This is a genomic window from Sodalis sp. RH22 (assembly GCF_047324165.1).
In the GTDB taxonomy this organism is placed as follows: domain Bacteria; phylum Pseudomonadota; class Gammaproteobacteria; order Enterobacterales; family Enterobacteriaceae; genus Acerihabitans.
On the sequence record NZ_CP178731.1, the window covers coordinates 1,197,666 to 1,211,388 of the forward strand.

At 61.9% G+C, this 13,723-nt stretch carries 9 protein-coding genes and 1 pseudogene; 7 read left to right on the top strand and 3 right to left on the bottom strand.

The window, feature by feature from the left end; genetic code table 11:
• The first annotated feature begins 64 nt into the window (after positions 1 to 64).
• The 7 genes from ACL2XN_RS05440 to ACL2XN_RS05470 all read left to right on the top strand — a co-directional run bounded on the left by ACL2XN_RS05440 (position 65) and on the right by ACL2XN_RS05470 (position 11,040).
• Positions 65 to 1,525 carry a M20 family metallopeptidase gene (locus ACL2XN_RS05440; RefSeq protein WP_410015099.1) on the top strand — a complete coding sequence of 487 codons (1,461 nt, stop codon included), beginning with the start codon at positions 65 to 67 and terminating at the stop codon, positions 1,523 to 1,525.
• 46 nt (positions 1,526 to 1,571) lie between these two features.
• Entirely contained in the window at positions 1,572 to 2,288 is a 717-nt protein-coding gene (locus tag ACL2XN_RS05445) for an ABC transporter permease (protein ID WP_410015100.1), read from the top strand.
• Positions 2,288 to 3,013 carry an ABC transporter permease gene (locus tag ACL2XN_RS05450; protein WP_410015101.1) on the top strand — a complete coding sequence of 242 codons (726 nt, stop codon included), beginning with the start codon at positions 2,288 to 2,290 and terminating at the stop codon, positions 3,011 to 3,013. The genes ACL2XN_RS05445 and ACL2XN_RS05450 overlap by 1 nt, the downstream gene beginning before the upstream one ends.
• Positions 3,014 to 3,076: 63 nt before the next feature.
• Positions 3,077 to 3,934 (top strand): transporter substrate-binding domain-containing protein, encoded by an 858-nt coding sequence (locus tag ACL2XN_RS05455; protein WP_413730441.1) that lies wholly within the window; start codon positions 3,077 to 3,079, stop codon positions 3,932 to 3,934.
• A gap of 171 nt (positions 3,935 to 4,105) precedes the next feature.
• Entirely contained in the window at positions 4,106 to 5,563 is a 1,458-nt protein-coding gene (locus ACL2XN_RS05460) for an SrfA family protein (RefSeq protein ID WP_413722853.1), read from the top strand.
• Between the two features lie 3 nt (positions 5,564 to 5,566).
• Positions 5,567 to 8,551: a virulence factor SrfB gene (locus ACL2XN_RS05465; RefSeq protein WP_413730442.1), complete on the top strand. Its 2,985-nt coding sequence runs from the start codon at positions 5,567 to 5,569 to the stop codon at positions 8,549 to 8,551.
• Complete coding sequence (locus ACL2XN_RS05470) at positions 8,548 to 11,040, top strand: virulence factor SrfC family protein (protein WP_413730443.1); 2,493 nt, start codon at positions 8,548 to 8,550, stop codon at positions 11,038 to 11,040. The genes ACL2XN_RS05465 and ACL2XN_RS05470 overlap by 4 nt, the downstream gene beginning before the upstream one ends.
• A gap of 197 nt (positions 11,041 to 11,237) precedes the next feature.
• Here ACL2XN_RS05470 and ACL2XN_RS05475 read toward each other — a convergent pair.
• The 3 genes and pseudogenes from ACL2XN_RS05475 to ACL2XN_RS05485 form a co-directional block, all read right to left on the bottom strand.
• Positions 11,238 to 11,549, bottom strand: a pseudogene (locus ACL2XN_RS05475) (helix-turn-helix domain-containing protein); the annotation flags it as partial.
• Between the two features lie 220 nt (positions 11,550 to 11,769).
• Positions 11,770 to 12,999 (bottom strand): MFS transporter, encoded by a 1,230-nt coding sequence (locus tag ACL2XN_RS05480; protein WP_413730444.1) that lies wholly within the window; start codon positions 12,997 to 12,999, stop codon positions 11,770 to 11,772.
• 53 nt (positions 13,000 to 13,052) lie between these two features.
• Positions 13,053 to 13,637: a TetR family transcriptional regulator C-terminal domain-containing protein gene (locus ACL2XN_RS05485; protein WP_410015107.1), complete on the bottom strand. Its 585-nt coding sequence runs from the start codon at positions 13,635 to 13,637 to the stop codon at positions 13,053 to 13,055.
• Positions 13,638 to 13,723: the final 86 nt, after the last annotated feature.

Consider the following 13,723-nt stretch of genomic DNA (forward strand, 5'->3'; position numbering starts at 1 on the left):
GATCTTGCTTTGCAGTTGTACATGTATAGATAACTTCATTCACTGCCGTTTAAGGATCGCTGTCATGCCGTTGCGCACTATCAATGAAGAGAAAGGGACCGTCGACAACGCGTTGTTGCATCAGATCTGGTCGTTAATTGATGAGAAAAAGACGATATTTTGCGATCTCAGCGATCGGATATGGGCCACGCCCGAGGTGAACTACACCGAAATAAAATCCTCGCGGGCGCATCTGGAGATCCTGAAAGCGCAGGGATTTCGCGTGACCGAGGGGGTCGCCGGCCTGCCGACCGCCATGATGGGCGAAGCGGGCGCGGGCGGCCCGGTCATTGCCATTCTCGGCGAATACGATGCCCTGCCCGGCCTGAGCCAGCAGGCGGATGCCACCCAGCCGCTGCCGCTGGAAGAAGGCGGCAACGGCCACGGCTGCGGTCATAATATGCTGGGTTCCGCCGCGCTGCTGGCGGCGACGGCGGTCAAGGATTACCTGGCCGCCGAGGGCATCGCCGGCCGGGTGCGCTTTTACGGATGTCCGGCGGAGGAAGGCGGCGCGGGCAAGGGTTTTATGGTGCGCGCCGGCCTGTTTGATGACGTGGATATCGCCATCTGCTGGCATCCCGGCGCGTTTAACTGCGTCAAGGAGCCCAATTCCCTGGCCTGCAATGAAATCAACTACCATTTTCACGGCCGCGCCTCCCACGCCTCGGCCACGCCCCACCTGGGCCGCAGCGCCCTGGACGCGGTTGAGCTGATGAACGTGGGCGTCAACTACCTGCGCGAACATATGCCGAACAGCGCGCGCATCCATTATGCCATTACCGATTCAGGCGGCTTTTCGCCGAACGTGGTGCAGGCGAAGGCGACCGTGCGTTATCTGGTGCGTACCCGTACCCTGCCCGAACTGCTGGAACTCCTGGCGCGGGTCGACAAAGTGGCCGCGGGCGCGGCGCTGATGACCGAAACCACCATGAAACGCAATATCCTCAGCGGCGATGCCAATCTGGTGGCGAACCCGGTGCTGGAAGAACTGATGCAGTCGCACCTTGAACTGCTCGGCGGACCGGGCTTTGATGAGGCCGATTACGCCTATGCGGCCCGGTTTCAGCAAACCATGTCCGCCGAGGAAATCCACAGCGCGTTTCACCGCGCGGGCAAGGCCATGGCGCCTGGGGAAACGCTGTGCGATTATGTGCTGCCCCTGGATCGGCCGGCCAGCACCATGATCGGCTCCACCGACGTGGGTTCGGTCAGTTGGGTGGTCCCGACCGTGCAGGCGCAAAGCGCCACCTATACCATCGGCACCCCCGGGCACTCGTGGCAGTTGGTGGCGCAGGGCAAATCCACGCTGGCCCACAAAGGCCTGACCCATGCGGCCAAAATCATGGCCAGCACGGCCATCAGCCTCATAAAGCAGCCGGCGCTTATCGCGGCGGCGAAACAAGAGCATCTGCGCCAGTTGAACGGTACGCCGTTTATCAATCCGATCCCCGACGATGTCATGCCTCCCTTTCCCGGCAGCCACTGATGAGCGCCATTGTGGCCGGCTGCCGATTAAACGCTAAGGAGATAGCATGGCGGAGCTAGGTTTTTTCCAGACCCTGAGTTTTGGCCCTGAGGGATGGGGGCCGATGCTGTTGTCCGGCGCGCTGATGACGGTAGCCCTGGCGGTGTCGGGTTTTTTGCTGGCGGGCGTTATCGGCGCGCTGTTCGCCTGGGCAAAGATTAGCGGCAACCGGCCGGTGCGCTGTGTCGCCGATATCTATACCACCGTTATCCGCGGCATCCCGGACCTGCTGATAATCTATCTGCTGTATTTTGGCGGCAGCCAGGCGCTGACATCGCTGGGCAGGCTGTTCGGCGATGGGCAGTTTATCAGTTTCCCCGGCTTTCTGGCGGGCATGCTGGCGGTAGGCATCGCCGCCGGCGCACAGCAGACCGAGGTCTTTCGCGGCGCGTTCCTGACCATTGCGCCTGGCGAGCTGGAGGCGGCCACGTCATTGGGCATGACCGCGTCCGTGCGCATGCGCCGCATTATTATCCCGCTGCTGCTGCGCCACGCCCTGCCGGGCATGGGCAACGTCTGGCAACTGGTGCTCAAGGCCGCGGCGCTGGTGTCGGTGACCGGCCTGGCCGAACTGATGAACAAAGCGCAAACCGGCGCCGGCTCCACCGGCAAGCCCTTTGATTTCTACTGTGCCGCGGCGCTGCTGTATCTGGTGATTTCCGCCTGTTCGGGCTGGTCACTAGGTAAAGCTGAAACCTACTACTCGCGCGGGGTAAGACGCTGATGGACGTGGCATTTCTTTGGGAGACCTTTTTGCAGCTCATCCCCGGCATCCCGCTGACGCTGAAATTGGCTTTTTACTCGGTGGCCATGGGCTTTTGCCTGGCTTTCCCGCTGGCGCTGGCCCGGCTCTCGCCCTTTATCTGGCTCAGCGCGCCGGCGCGGTTTTATGTTTTTTGCCTGCGGGGAACGCCGCTGCTGGTGCAGCTGTTTTTAATTTATTACGGCATGAGCCAGTTTGAGGCGGTGCGCAATAGCGTGCTGTGGCCCGTCCTGCGCGAACCTTATGGCTGCGCGCTGCTGTCGCTGTCGCTGTGTACCGCCGCCTACGGCAGCGAGATCCTGCGCGGCGGCCTGCTTTCGGTGCCCCATGGCGCGTTGGAGGCCGCGCGCGCCTGCGGCATGAGCCGCCTGCTGGTGGTACGGCGCATTCTGTTTCCAATGGCGATCCGCCAGGCGCTGCCGGCCTACGGCAACGAACTGATTTCGATGGTGCAATCCACCTCCCTCGCCTCGATCATCACCCTGATGGACATTACCGGCATCGCCGCGCAAATCATTTCCAATACCTACCGGGCGCTGGAGGTCTTCCTGGTGGCGGGGCTGATTTACCTGCTGATCAATCTGATCATTACCCGGCTGGTGATGTGGCTGGAATACCGACTGACCCCGCATCTGCGCGCGCGCGTCGCCACGGTCGATAAAAAGCCGCTGGAGAATGCGCATTGAGTCATCCCGAACCTTTTTTGCGCCGCAAGGCGAATTTTTCCCCATTGATACAGGAGTTAAACAATGAAATTGGTAAACCTGGTACGCGCGTTGTGCATTACCACCACTCTGGCGACCAGCTTCGGCGGTCATGCCGAAGAGGGGAAAAAATGGACGGTGGTGAAAATCGCCACCGAAGGGGCGTTCCGGCCATATAACTTTACCAAACCCGACGGTACCCTGGATGGATTTGAAATCGATCTCTACAAAGTGCTGTGCGCAAAAATGAAAGTGGAATGCCAGATTATCGTACAGCCTTTTGCCGGCGTCATCCCGGCGCTGAACGCCGGCAAATTCGATGCCATCATGGACGGTCTGTCCGCCACCGAGGCGCGTAAAAAAATCATTGATTTTTCTGCCTCCTACAGTAATGCGGGACAAACTTTCGCGGTGCTGAAAAACAGTCCGCTGGCCGCCTTGCCGGACCTGGGAACCCGGTTTTCGCTTACCAGCGATGAAGCGGGCGCAAAAGCCGAACTGGACAAACTGACCCCGCTGCTTAAAGGCAAAATCATCGGCGTGCAAGGCTCCTCCATCGGCCAGCAGTTCCTGGAAAAATATTTAAAAGGCGTGGTGACGGTGCGCGAATATAAAACCACCGAAGAGCACGATCTTGATCTTAAATCCGGCCGGGTGGATATGGTCTTCGCCTCGGTCACCTATCTGAACGGCGCCAAGACCAAGCCCGGCAACCAGGATATCGTCCTGGCCGGCCCGCAGTTTATCGGCGGTATCCTGGGCAGCGGATCGGCGGTGGGCATCCGCAAAACCGATCCGGAACTGAAAAAGATGTTTGACGAGGCCATTGCCAGCGCCAAGCAGGACGGCACGCTGAAAACGCTGACCATTAAATGGTTCGGTATGGATACTACCCCGCAATAAAGCCCTTTCCCGGCCGCCGGGCCGGGACTCTCTTCTTTCGATACCCCGAATATTTGTCTTTTTTGCCGCCTATTCGGGCGTTTGATTTGCCTGCGTTCGATTTACAGTATCAGCTGATAGAAAAAAATTTTTATTCCCCGTCGGGTGTTACTTTTCATAGGTCCCTTTTGCGTGGCAAAAACATTTTTACGTAGCGGCGGTTTGCTTGATATTTATGCGTTGGGCGAACAGGGCCGGCCGGTGTATGCATCGGCGTTGGAAATAAGGGAAACGTTGCGTCTGCGGCAACGGCCGCGGATCGCCGACTGTCTGGCGATCCCCCAGCCCAACGAGGATGGCGATCGGATCGACTGGTATTCGCCGCGCGCGGGCAAGGTGTCCTCCTGGGCCGGCGCCAGCGATGCCGAACGCGCGTCCGCCCTTGCGGAATTGGAAGGCTGCCAGGCCGCCGCAGCGGGCCTTTGCCAGCGCGCCGCCGCGGCGGAAAAACCCTCACTCAGGCTGTTTGGCGCGCTGCTGTCGAAAGCCATGCGTTTTCCCGATCAGCATTATGTCTATCTGGTGGGCGGCAAACCGGTATTGACGTTCTGGGGTTTTGTCGGCACGGATAAAAAAACCGACGCCGATGCTTTTGCCAGCCTGCGCCCACCCGTCGATAACACCGTCCTGGACCCGGCATTGGTTACCGACCTGGCGCGGGATGTTGACCGCGCTTCACCACGCATCGCGGCCACCGCCCCCGTGGAAAACGCGCCGGCTGCGGCTGCGGCGGCACCGGCGCTATCGTGGCGGCGCATGTGGTGGATCCCGCCGGCGCTTGCCCTGCTGGCCATATTGGCGCTGCAAATCCGCGGCTGCGTCTCCCGCCCGCCGCCTGTCCTGTCCGCCTCGGCGCTGACCGCCCTTGAGGCGGAAAAACGCGCCCTGCCCGCCGCCAGTCCCCTGACCGACGCCCCCCGGCCGCCGCTGGAAAAACAGCTTTCCAGCGCCACGAACGGCGGGCTGAGGGCGTCAGACGCGGCCAATCCCGCCGATAAGGCGCTATCCTTAGATGCCGCCGCGGCGCAGCCAAAGCCCGCCGACGGCGCGGCGGCGCTGGCAAACGGCCCCGCCGCCGCGGGCGATGGCCGGATCAGGGCGTCCGCCCCCGCCATAGCGCCATTGCCGGATGTGCAAGCCGCGCCGCTCCCCGCCGCCGCGGCGCCGGAGGCGCTGGTCCCGGCCGTCGCGCCGGCCGCCATCAGCAAGAACGCGCTGGTTCTGCCGCCCGAGACGGTAAAAATAGGCTCGACGGATTTTCTTAACGGCGGCTGGCGCGCCACGGTGGATATCAAGGAACCCCTGACCGGTAAGCCACCGAGCCTTAAATACCAGCTTAACCATGGCAAAGGCACGGTGAAAATCACCCATGGCGACGGGGTGACCTGCCGCACGGCGGTTGACGCCGGGCTGATGAAATCGGGCAATCTGATCATCAACAGCCGGGCCAAGGCCCGCTGCAGCGACGGCACCCGCTATCAAATGCCGGAAATCGTCTGCAGACAAGGCGCGAAGGGCGTCGCCGAGTGCAAAGGCCGTTATGACGCCAATACGGCTTTTCCGATAACGATGAAGCGCGAGAGTGAATAATAAATGCTGGCGACGATTACGGATTACCCAAAAAACATCACGCTGATTCGCGACAGCGGTATCCAGTTTCTGGATTTCGCCCTGACGCCCGGCTATAACGCCGAACTGCCCGGCAAGTTTGTCCGCCAGACCGCCAACGGACCCTTGCTGCGCCTGGATTACCACGCGCAGACCGGCAAATATTCCGTTCCGGTACCGGCGGGCGCGCCGCCGGAGGTGGTAAAGCCCGAGTTCAGTTTCAGCCTTGAGCAATCCCTGGCATTGCTGGACAAGCTCTGGCTGCCGCTGCCCGTGTTCCGCTTTATGCCCCCGCGCACCCTGCTGGGAGGACCGGATAATTGGGCGCGGGTGCGCATTTGCGCCCTGGATGCGCCGGACCGGCACGGCTTTACCCACCGGGTCAGCGTCGCCTTTGACACCCGGGTGTATCCGGCCGGCCATGCCGACGCCCCGGTAGCCCCCAACGAAAACGATATCCATAACGGCATCGGCTTTACTCTGGCGCACCGCAGCGACGAGCTGGGCGAATTTCTCGATCTTACCTGGGTCGACGGCTGGCTGCGCGAGGTGTTTACCCAGCAGGCATCGCGCCAGGACGATCGCAGCGCCCGGGAGATGGAGGTGGCGTTCCGTTCCTTTGAATATCAGGCCCATTATCTCAATTTGCTGGCGCTGCTGGGTGAACAGCTGCCTATGCCGGAAATAAAAATCAGCGCCGGCACGCTTCAGGAGCCGGTGGTAAAAGTGGATTTGATCCTGGATGTCGGCAATTCGCATACCTGCGGCGTCCTGGTGGAAGAACATGCCGATGAGCCCAACGGCCTCAAGCTTGCCTATGAATTGCTGATCCGCGATCTGGGCGAGCCGCAGTTTTTATATAACGAACTGTTTGAAAGCCGTGTCGAGTTTGCCCAGGCGCCTTTCGGCAAACCCGGTTTCTCGCTCGAAAGCGGGCGCGACGACGCCTTTCTCTGGCCCGCCATTACCCGCGTCGGCCGGGAGGCGGCGCGCCTGGCGCTGCAGCGCCGGGGCGTCGACGGATCCACCGGTCTTTCCAGTCCGCGGCGCTATTTGTGGGATGAGGAAAGTTATGCTCCCGGCTGGCGGTTCAGCCAGGGTGCTGGCGGACCGGCGCTTGAACCGCCGGCGGTGCAAGCGCCGTTTACCCACCTGATCAATGACGAGGGCCAGCCGCTGTACCTGCTGGCGCTGGACGACCGCCTGCCGGTCTTTTCGCCGCATTACAGCCGCAGCTCGCTGATGACGCTGATGCTGTCGGAACTGCTGGCGCAGGCGATAATGCAAATCAACAGCGTGGCGCAGCGGCTGAAGATGGGCCACGACGTGGCGCCGCGTCAACTGCGCACCATCGTCCTGACCCTGCCCTCGGCGATGCCGAAACCGGAGCGGGAAATCTTCCTCAGGCGGATGAACGAAGCGATTGGCCTGGTATGGAAAACGATGGGCTGGCATCGCGCGGACGAACCCTTCTCCTCCCCCAGCGACCGGGCCGGCAGCCGGGTACCGGCGCCCGAAGTGCGGATGGACTGGGACGAGGCCACCTGCGGCCAGATGGTCTATCTGTATAACGAAACCCAGGTTAACTTCGCCGGTCATACCAACGCATTTTTTGGCGCCATGGCGCGGCCGGATAAGGCATCCGCCGCCGGCAGCGCCGGCAAGACCCTACGCATCGCCTCCATTGATATCGGCGGAGGCACCACCGATTTAGCCATCACCCAGTACAGCCTGGACGACGGCAGCGGCAAAGATGTCAAAATCACCCCGCGGCTGCTGTTCCGCGAAGGTTTTAAAGTCGCGGGCGACGATATCCTGCTGGAGGTGATCCAGCTGTTTGTCTTGCCCGCCCTGGAGGCGGCGCTGCTCAGCGCCGGCCTGGACAACCCCGGCATGCTGCTCGCCCGGCTGTTTGGCGGCGACGGGCGCATGGACGGGCACAGCACGCTGCGCCAGCAGACGACGCTGCAGCTGTTTATGCCCGTCGGCCGCGCGATCCTGGCGGCCTATGAACGATTCGATCCCCTGGAAAACCGCACGGAAATCGATGCCGTCTTCGGCGAGTTGCTGACCCAGCAGCCCACGCCTGGCGTGTTGGCGTATATCCATGGCGAGGTGCAGCGCGGCCTGCCGGCGGATGCCTCTCCGTTCGATATTCTAGGCGTCCCGCTCCAGATAAGGCTGGGCAAACTGCATGATGAGTTCCTGGCCAACCGCATGACGATTACCCAACACCTGCGCTCGTTGTCTGAAGTCGTCTCGCTCCACGATTGCGACGTGCTGCTGCTTACCGGGCGGCCGGCGCGTTTCCCGGGCATCCAGGCCTTGTTCCGCCACCTGCAGCCGCTGCCCAATAACCGGATTCTGTCGCTGGACGGCTACCATACCAGCGCGTGGTATCCCTTTAACCAGCGGGGACGCATCGATAATCCCAAATCCACCGCGGCGGTTGGCGCGATGCTGTGCCTGCTGGCGCTTAGCCTGCGTTTACCGGGGTTCTATTTCAAAGCCGGTGACTTCCAGCCCTACTCCACCCTGCGCTATCTGGGCATGCTGGACGGCAACCACACCCTGGCCGACGAGAATGTTTTTTACCGCGATATCGATCTTGACGCGCCGGATTGCGCGTTGGACGCCACCGCCAGCTTTCGCATGCGCGGCGCGTTATGCCTGGGCTTTCGCCAACTGGATAATGAACGCTGGCCGGCCTCCGCGCTGTATACGCTGTCGATAGCCGATCCTGCGCTCGCCCGGCGCGTGGCCGGGGAAAGCGAACTGCGCATCAGGCTGGCGGTGGCGCAGGACACTTCCCGGGCGGGACCTGAGCGTTTCGAGATAGCGGAGGCGGTGCTGGAAGACGGTACGCCCGTGCCGCGGCACCATGTGCGCCTGACGTTAAATACCCTGGCCGACAGTGGTTCAGGCGCGACCGAATATTGGATCGATAGCGGGAGCATAGTGAAAAAATGAGTCAATTAATCTCTTCCCCGATACCGGCGCGGCGTAAATTAAACCCGGTTGCCAACCCGCTGGCTCCCCAATTGCAAAACCAGTTGCATAACCAGCTGCGCCAGGTACTGCAAGGCATCGACCAGGCGATCGACTGGATTGCGGCCACGCGCCGGCATGCGCCGCGCCTGGATATGGAAGCCGGCCGGCTGGGCATAAAACTGCGCCGCTGCCGCCTGCAGGCCAGCCATTTGTACAACGCGTCGCACACCGCCGGCGCCATTGGTTTTTTTGGGCAATCGGCGCGGGGAAAACTGCATCTGATCACGGCGCTGACCGTGGGGCAGGACGACCGGCTGTCCACCACGCTTGGCGGCAAACGGCTGGATGTCCTGTCCCTTATCGAGCCGCAGAGCCGGGCGTCAGGCCTGGTGCTGCGTTTCGCCCAGCGCGTACAGGCGGAAAACGCCGCCTATCCGGTCCAGCTGTCGCTGCTCAGTGAAGCGGATATCGCCATGCTGCTGTTTACCCTCTCCCTGCGTGAAGCCGGGGGCGAAAACACCGCCCGGGACCTGGACGATCGCGCGCTGGATGACCGCCTGGACCGGCTGCTCGCGCGGCGGCAGGTGGAACCGGTCGCCGGCATGAGCGGGGATGCCGTGGTGGCGATTTGGGATTATGTTTCCCGCCACGATCGGCGGCGGCAGAAACAGCTGGAGACGCGGTTCTGGCCGGCGGCGGTCGAGCTGGCGCCCTGCCTGAGCGTCGAGGATCGCGCCGAGCTGTTCTCGGTGCTGTGGCGAGGGCGCGCGGACTTGAGCGACGCCTACCGCCATTTTGCCGCTATCGCGCAGCATCTGGGCGGCGCGCAGCACGTGCTGGCGCCGCTTGGCGCGCTGGTGGACGATACGATGCGCCAGGCGGACGGCATCCTGAATATCGCGTCGCTGTCGCGCCTGCATAGCGCCGCCGACCCGCTGCTGCAGGTGATCCCCATGCTGAACGGCCGCGCGGGAAAGCCGGTTGAACTGACGATGGCCGAGCTGGCGATGCTGGCCGTTGAACTGTTGATGCCGCTGGATGCCGGCGTGAGCGGAAGCGGCGGCGCGCAGGTGGATTTTATCGATTTCGCCGGTATCGACGGCAGCCTTGAAACCACGGCGGCCACCGGCGCGGGCGGCGAGCCCGCCTACCCGCTGGCGCCGGCCCTGCTGCGCGCCCGCTGTGCTTATCTGCCCGAACGTTATACCGATGCCCAGACGGTGAATGTGCTGATGGTCTGTACCGCGGCGCAGGACCGCGCGGCGGTCGCCGAAGTCGGCAGGCTGCTGGATTATTGGGTCAGGCGCAGCCAGGGAGAAAACGCCGGGGTGCGCGGCCGGCGCAAACCCGCCCTGATCTGGGCGCTGACCCGCTTCGATCAACGTGTGGTCCACGGCACTAATTACGATGCCGCCGTGCAGCGCTATGTCGGCAATCCGGGCGATACCTGGGGCACGTTGCTGGCGATGGATTCGCGGGGCGTCAACGCCCTGGCGGCCTACCTCGCCCCCGCGGCGCAGCGCGAGGCGGGCCTGGAGCGCCTGGGCGAACAGACGAAGGCGCTGCAGGCGGAACTGGCCGAAAACCTGCTCGGCGAATGGCAGCAGGCCGCGGCGGAGGACGCGGAGACATTACCCAAACAACACGTCGCGCACACACTGCTTAAAGCGCTGCAGGCGCGCGCCGGCATGCACGGAGAACTGCTCGAGCACCTGCTGCCCACGCGTGACGAAATGCGCCGCCTCTACCTGCAGCTACCACCGGACGCCGCCGGCCATACCGAACCGGCCGCGGACGGCGCCGGCCCCTTTGGCGTCGGCATTGCCTTCGATCTGCTCAGCGCGCCCGAGGCGCCGACCGGCCAGGTCATCAACACCGCAGACTTCACCGGCGCGACGGACGACAAAATGTTTGCCCGCAATGTGCAACGCTATTGGATAAATCATTTGCGCAACCTGCCGGAAAACGCGCCGCTGCTGGCCTTGCTCGGTATCGCCAGGCCGACCATGGCCATGTTGATGGCGGAGTTGATTACCGCCGCCATCCGGCTCGATATCCTGGGGTCGCTTGAGCACATGCTGATGGATATGGCGCCGGCGGGCCTGCCGCCTGAGAGCAAGGCCGATCGGCAGGTGGCGCGGGCCTTGGCCGTATTGGGTGATTTCGTCGCCTGGCTGGGGTTTACGCGGCTAAGCGACGCGCAACGGCCCGACAGCCGCATCAATCCCGGCCATAAAATTTTTACGCGCCCGGCGGCGCCCGGGCACGACATCGACGCGTCCCACCGTTTGACCCGGCTTAATGCCGCCCCGGTGAACAATACCGCCTTCTATGTCTACGACTGGCTGGTGGGCCTGAATATACTGATACGGCAAAATGCGGGATATGCGGGTGGAGCGGAAATCAGCCTTGAACAGCGCCAGCGCCTGGGCGCCATCATCAACCTGATCACAGCGGCCGAAGCCTAGAGCCGCTACCGGCTTGCCGGAGGCAATGTCGGCCGCCGGCGGCCGGGTTGGTATTTCCGGGCGGCTAGCCGCGTCGTCGCCGGACTGTCAAATCTGCTTACTTAAAATACCGGCTGCGACGCATGAGCCGCGCGCTTAGCCGGGATATACTTATCCTCCATGGACTCTTCCGGATGGTAAGGATAAGCCATCCGCGAACGATAGGCCCCGGGCGTCTGGCTGAACTGGCGCTTGAACGCCCGGCTGAAGGACTGTTGCGAATCGAAGCCGCTTTGCAGGGCGATATCAAGGATGCTTTGGTCCTTAAGACACAGTTCCGACGCGGCGCGTGACAGCCGGCGGGTGCGAATATAGGTGCCCAGCGCATCGCCGGTCACATTGCGGAACATCCGCTGTAAATGCCATTTTGAATACCCGGATTTGGCGGCTACGTGATCCAGAGACAATGACTTATCCAGATTGTTTTCCAACCATTCCATCAAATCCTGAATAATGACCTTCTGATTCATATAGACATTCCCCGTAATTGATAACCTTGCACTTACAATATGACCGGTCGTATTTTTAGTCAACCTCTTTTTATTAACGAACGATAATTTTATCATAAGCCGTTTGCCGGCGGCACGTCAATGACAGGCGGGCGCGGGAGAAAGTGCCGATAGGACGGGGTTTGCCGCCTGCCAGCGCGGCAGGCGTGTTAACAGCCGGGAATGGATTATTGTGACGTTGTCACTGATTTTTTTCCACGCACCGTACCGCGAGGTGGGCGGCTTTCGGTACGGTCATAAAGACGGCAATCGCGCCGGTGATAAGACACAGCGAGGCAATCACCACCGCGCCCTGGTCGATGGCGAAGCCCAGCCCCCAACGACTGGCGCTGGCGCCCAGCAGCAGCGCAAACGCCCCCTGGATCAGGTAGGCCACCAAATACAGCGCGGACAGCGTGCCGCCGCGAAGACGGGCGGGCGCATACATATTGATAAGCCCCAGCCCGCCCATAAACAACAGGCTATAACCGCACCCGGCGGCGATTAAAAAGGCCAGGAACAGCAGCAGCGAATGCCAGGATACCGAGATCACCAGGCATGCCATGCCCGCCACCGTGCAAAGACCGCCCAGAGCGATCGCCGTACGCGACGGCATACTTTTGCAGGCCAGTCCCACCACGCCAAGCACGATGGCGAACACCGACATGGTGGCGCCGTTAAGCAGCACGTTGGCGGAACCGATCAGATCCCGCGCTATCTTGGCGCCCAGCGATAACCCCACGGTGCCGATAGAATAGGCGCATACCACCGCCGCCACCGCCGTCAGCACCACGCCGCCCAGGCCCGAGGGAACCGACGGCGTTCGCGGACGCCAGCGTCCCTGCCCCGGCACCGCGCTATGGCGCGGCAAAAACCAGGCGGCGGCAAAAATAGCCAGGATGATAACCAGCAGCAGCCAGAAGTTCAGCCGCGTGGGAAAAGGCGCGTACTCTATCAGCGCGCCGCCCACCAACGTCGCCAGCGCCAGGCCCACCGCCTGCGACACCGTGGTAATGGCGCTGGCTTTTTTGGCCTGGCCCTCGGCGCTAAACTCAATCATGGCGGCGGTGGACGGCCCCGCCGACAACCCCACCCCGATGCCCATGAAGACCCGCCCGAGATAAATCCACCACAAACCAGGCGCGACGGCGAACAGCAATACCCCGATAAGCGACGCCGCCAATCCCAACAACATGGTGGTGCGCCGCCCGATATAATCGGAAATATCGCCGAAACACACCAGGATGGCCACCACCACGATGGGATAGATGGCAAAGATAGTCGACGTTTGGGTGGTGGTCAGGCCCCATTCCGAGGCATACAGCGGATAGGTCATGGCGGGCGCGGCGCTGGTCCAGATAGTATGGCCGACAACAGCGGCGGCCACCCAAAAACTGGCCCGGCGTCCGAGGGTCAAGGTCCTTCCGGTCATGATAGGCTCGCAGTCAGGAAAAGAAACGGGCGTCAGGCAAATAGCTGTGGCGATTATTCCGGCGTCGGACGGTTTAATAACGGAAAGGCCACGGCGAAAAAATCATCCAGCGGCTGCCGACAACGGGCTATTTTCATGCGCACAACCGCGCCTTCCCAGCTATTGATAACAAAACGGGCCACTTTTTCCGCATCCAGGCTGGCGATAATGGTGCCGTCCTTTTGCCCTTCGCGCAGGGTCGCGGTCACGGCGGCGGTCCATTTTTCCAGCGACTGGCAAATGGCCTGACGCAGCAGCGGCGTGTTATCCGTCATCTCGGCGGCCAGGTTGCCGATCAGGCACCCTTTTTCATAACCGAAGTCGGCGTAATAGGCGGCCATGTACTCGAAATGCGCGCGCAGACGCTCAATGGGCGGCAGGCTGGCGTCTTCAAGGATTTCACGGTTCGAGTCCTGGCCATAAATGGAGAGTACTTCCAGCGCCAGTAATTCTTTAGCTTTGAAATAGTTATAAAAAGACCCTTTCGGCACGCCGGCGGTATCCACAATATCCTGCACGCTGCACGCGCTAAAACCGAGCGTATGAAAACGTTCCAGCGCGGCGTCGACAATTTTATCGCGTACGCTTGGTTTTGCCATAAAAAACAGAGCCTCCAGATAACGAATACCGCATGATTATATAGACGACCGGTCGTATTTTGCAAGCAAAGCGTCCCGGGCGCCCC

Excerpts from the sequence above, each read along its gene's own strand:
- ACL2XN_RS05440 (WP_410015099.1), top strand. The coding sequence starts at position 65 with ATGCCGTTGCGCACTATCAATGAAGAGAAAGGGACCGTCGACAACGCG.
- ACL2XN_RS05455 (WP_413730441.1), top strand. The coding sequence starts at position 3,077 with ATGAAATTGGTAAACCTGGTACGCGCGTTGTGCATTACCACCACTCTG.
- ACL2XN_RS05450 (WP_410015101.1), top strand. The coding sequence starts at position 2,288 with ATGGACGTGGCATTTCTTTGGGAGACCTTTTTGCAGCTCATCCCCGGC.
- ACL2XN_RS05470 (WP_413730443.1), top strand. The coding sequence starts at position 8,548 with ATGAGTCAATTAATCTCTTCCCCGATACCGGCGCGGCGTAAATTAAAC.
- ACL2XN_RS05465 (WP_413730442.1), top strand. The coding sequence starts at position 5,567 with ATGCTGGCGACGATTACGGATTACCCAAAAAACATCACGCTGATTCGC.
- ACL2XN_RS05480 (WP_413730444.1), bottom strand. The coding sequence starts at position 12,999 with ATGACCGGAAGGACCTTGACCCTCGGACGCCGGGCCAGTTTTTGGGTG.
- ACL2XN_RS05445 (WP_410015100.1), top strand. The coding sequence starts at position 1,572 with ATGGCGGAGCTAGGTTTTTTCCAGACCCTGAGTTTTGGCCCTGAGGGA.
- ACL2XN_RS05485 (WP_410015107.1), bottom strand. The coding sequence starts at position 13,637 with ATGGCAAAACCAAGCGTACGCGATAAAATTGTCGACGCCGCGCTGGAA.